The organism is Rhodococcus sp. CX, assembly GCF_015865005.1.
GTDB lineage: Bacteria > Actinomycetota > Actinomycetes > Mycobacteriales > Mycobacteriaceae > Rhodococcus.
Genome location: NZ_JADZGH010000012.1, coordinates 1 through 3,875, shown reverse-complemented (window position 1 = coordinate 3,875; position 3,875 = coordinate 1). Strand labels below are relative to the sequence as shown.

General features: G+C 70.9%; 4 protein-coding genes. 1 reads left to right on the top strand and 3 read right to left on the bottom strand.

Annotation, left to right across the window (positions count from 1 at the left end; translation table 11 throughout):
- A partial coding sequence (locus I0Q12_RS01145; protein ID WP_197250209.1) for a P-loop NTPase occupies positions 1-365 on the top strand: 365 nt, incomplete at its 5' end.
- Between the two features lie 27 nt (positions 366-392).
- On the opposite strand, the gene nhaA is transcribed toward I0Q12_RS01145, so the two are convergent.
- The 3 genes from nhaA to I0Q12_RS01130 form a co-directional block, all read right to left on the bottom strand.
- The gene (gene nhaA, locus I0Q12_RS01140) at positions 393-2,276 is read right to left on the bottom strand and encodes a Na+/H+ antiporter NhaA (protein ID WP_197250208.1); all 1,884 of its coding nucleotides are present in this window, start codon (positions 2,274-2,276) and stop codon (positions 393-395) included.
- Between the two features lie 25 nt (positions 2,277-2,301).
- On the bottom strand, positions 2,302-2,673 hold the full coding sequence (tatB, locus tag I0Q12_RS01135; protein WP_197250207.1) for a Sec-independent protein translocase protein TatB: 372 nt from the start codon (positions 2,671-2,673) through the stop codon (positions 2,302-2,304).
- An 83-nt stretch (positions 2,674-2,756) separates the two neighbouring features.
- The coding region (locus I0Q12_RS01130) for a S1C family serine protease (RefSeq protein ID WP_197250206.1) at positions 2,757-3,875 on the bottom strand (1,119 nt) is incomplete at its 5' end.

The window sequence follows — 3,875 nt, the reverse complement described above, 5'->3', positions numbered from 1 at the left end:
CGGAGGTCGCCGAGCGGGCCGGGTCGATCGCGCTGCAGACCCGTCAGCGCATCGCCGGTGTCGTGGAGAACATGTCGTGGCTCGAACTGCCCGACGGCACCCGCATGGACGTCTTCGGCACCGGCGGCGGCCAGGCCGTCTCCGAACGGCTCACCCGCGCGGTCGGCGCGCAGGTCCCCCTGCTGGGGCAGATTCCGCTCGACCCGGCGATCCGGGAGGCCGGCGACGCCGGAACCCCGATCGTGCTCAGTGCCCCGGATTCCGCCGCCGGAACGGCGCTGCGCGAGATCGCCGAGAAGCTCGCGGTGCGGCGCCGCGGCCTGGCCGGCATGTCGCTGGGTATCGACACCACCCGTCACCTCTGAGCGTCACGGCCGGCCCCATACCGGGGCTCAGCCGGCGCCGACACCCGATTCGCCCCGTCGCCGCGCGTCCTCGAGCCGCCGGATCAGGGTCGCCGCGTCGAACGGTCCGGTGTGCCGGAGCAGATCCTCCCCGGACACGCCCAGATAGAACGTGGGGGTCTGGGTGATCTCGCCGACCTCGGCGTCGACGGCATCGTCGACGACCCGCAACCGCGTGGCACCGGTCCGCAACGTCTCCTCGAAACGCTCCAGGTCCACACCCAACTCGGCCGCGTAGCCGTAGATGTCGTCCTCGCCGAGGCGGTCGGCGTGCGCGAACAGCTGATCGTGCATCTCCCAGAACAGGTCCTGCTCCGCCGCGGCCTCGCTGGCCTCGGCGGCGAACCGCGCGTTCGGGTGCGCCTCGTCGCGCGGAAGGTGCCGGAACACGTACCGCACCGCGTCCCCGAAATGCGCGTGCACGTCCCGGATGCTGCCGGTGGCCCGGCTGCAGAACGGGCATTCGAAGTCGCCGTACTCCACGAGCGTCAGCGGCGCGTCGACCGGGCCGCGGATGTGGTCCCGCCCCACCTCGACCGGGCGCGGCAGGAACCGGCTCGTCACCGGGACCGGGCCGCGCCGCCGGTCGTCGATGCGGAACAGCACCCACCCCACCACGGTGGAGACGATCGCAGCGGCGAGCACCGCGACCCGCGCGTCGTTCGCGAGGCTCGGCGACGGGATCGCCAGATCCACGATGAACAGGGAGATGGTGAACCCGATCCCGGCGAGCGCGCCGCCACCGGCGATCTGCGACAGTGTCAGCCCCGGCGGCAGCGCTCCCGGGCGCATGCGGGTGAACAGCGCGACCGCGCCGGTGATGCCGACGAACTTGCCGACCACCAGACCGAGCAGGATGCCCCACGCGAGCGACGACCGCACCGCGGCACCGACCGCCTCCGCGCTCAGCACCACCCCGGCGTTCGCCAACGCAAACACGGGTACGACGAGAAACGACGTGTAGGGGCCGTAGAGCCGCAGCAGGCGCTCGTTGACGGACACCGCGCGGAGCACACCCAGCTGTGCCGCCCGCGCATAGTCCGAGTTCGGTGACTGCCGGAACGCACGGGCGAGTTCCCCGGCCCTCTCGACCTCGCTGCGCCGGGGTGGATACACCGGAAGTATCAGCGCGATCAACACCCCGGACAGAGTCGGGTGGACACCGGACTCGTAGAACGCCACCCAGGTGGCCGCCGCCACCAGGAAGTACACGACGCCGCGCCAGACCGCGAGGCGACGCAGCAACGCGATCCCCAGCAGCCCGATCGCGCCGAACACGAGAGGCCCGACCCGCAGATCGTCGGTGTAGAACAACGCGATCACGCCGAGCGCCCCGATGTCGTCGGCGACCGCGAGGGTGAGCAGGAAGATCCGCAGCCGGGCCGGGCACCGCGGGCCGACCAGCGCGAGCGCGCCCATGACGAACGCCGTGTCCGTGGAGATCACGACACCCCACGCTCCGGCCGCCTCACCGCTCGGGTTGAGCAGCAGGAACAGCACGACCGGCACCGCCAGCCCGGCGACCGCCGCGACGACCGGGACCGCGGCCCGGGTCCGATCGGTGAGCTCGCCGATGGTCAGCTCACGCTTGACCTCGAGCCCCACGACGAAGAAGAACAACGTCATCAGCGCGTCGTTGACCCAGTGCTGCAGGTCCATGCCGATGCCGTAGTCGCCGATCTGCACGGTCAGCGGCAGATGCCAGAACGCCTCGTAGGAGTCGCCGAGGTTCGCCCAGATCAGCGCCGCCACGGTCGCCGCGAGCAGAAACGCCGCCGACGCCGAATCCTCGTCGGTGATCTCGCGGATGCCGGCGAGCCGGGCCGCGAGACGGCCGCGCCGCACAGGGGTTCGGACCTCCTGTGCTGCCACGGCTATCCGATCAGATCCCGCGCGCTCAGGTCGCGTCGGTGTCGATCGGGGGCAGCTCCCCCGCTCCGAGCGGTTTCGCCGCCGGCGGTTTCGGTGCCGGCTTGTCGAAGTTGCCGGTGAGGATCGAATCGTCGCCGTCGAGCAGATGCTTGGTGATGACGGCCTTCGGGGTCATGCCCCGCAGTTCGTTCAGCTCGGACAGCGGCTTGCGCAGGTCCTCGAACTCCGGTCCGAGTTCGTCCTTGAGCTGCTGGCGGGCGCCGGACGCGTAGTCGCGCACCTGACGCAGCGACTTCGTCACCCAGGAGACCGCGCCGGGCAGCCGCTCGGGTCCCAGGACCACGAGCGCCGCCACGAGGAGCACCATGAACTCGCCCCAACCGATGTTGCCGAACACCGTTCCAGAGTACGTGGTCGGATACCGGGGCGTGCGGTTGACGTGCGCAGATCACAACCGGTGCCCGAGAGGCTCCCGGCCGGTCAGTCCGATTCGGGGGTCACCTGCACGTCGACGAGACGGCCGCTGCGCACGAGCTGGACGGTCACCGGTTCCCCGATCCGCTGCTCGTGAACCGCCACGACCAGCTCGTCCGCGCTGGTCACCGTGCGGTCGCCGACCTTGACGATCACGTCGCCCTCGACGATCCCGGCACGCTGGGCCGGGCTGTCGGCCTGCACGTTCGCGACCTCCGCCCCACTTGCGGCGTCGTTGACGACCGTGCGGGCGTTCACCCCGATCTCCGGGTGGTGCATCTCCCCGCTGCGGATCAGTTCCTGGGCCACCTGCGTGACCGTGTCGATGGGAATCGCGAAGCCGAGCCCGACCGAACCGCCGGTCTCCGTCTTGATCGCCGAGTTGATGCCGATCACGCGACCTTCCGCGTCGACGAGCGGACCACCGGAGTTGCCGGGGTTGATGGACGCATCGGTCTGCACGGCGTCGATCACGGCGTCGGTGTCGGTGCCCTGCCCGCCCAGGCGCATCGGCCGATGCAGGGCGCTGACGATGCCGCGCGTGACGGTCTTGCTCAGGCCGAGCGGCGAGCCGACCGCGATGACGTCCTCACCGACCTGCACGTCGGCGGACCGTCCCAGTTCGGCGACCGTCAGGTTGTCGACGTCCTCGACCGCGAGCACCGCGAGGTCGGTGTGGATGTCGCGGCCGACGATCGAGGCGGGCACCTTGGTGCCGTCGTTGAAGGTCACCTGGATCTTCGCGTCGGGGCTGCTCGCCGCCATCGACACGACGTGGTTGTTGGTGACGATGTACCCGGCGCCGTCGATCACGACCCCGGAACCGGTGCCGGCCTCGTCGCCGAGCGTCACCTGGATCGACACGACCGCCGGGAGCACCGCGTCGGCGACCCGCGCGACCTGCCCGGTGGGCAGTTCGTCGTCGCCGGCGATCTGCGAGAGCGAGACACCGCGGCTGGTCAGGGATCCGTTGTCGGCGGTCACCAGCGCGACGATCAAGCCGCCCACCATGCCGATCGCGACGGCGACCGCCGCGAGGGTCGCGAGAGCGCGCGGTTCGACGCGACGGTCGAACAGCACCTCCCGCAGGGTCAGTTTCCGTCCGGGCGGCAGAACCTGCTCACC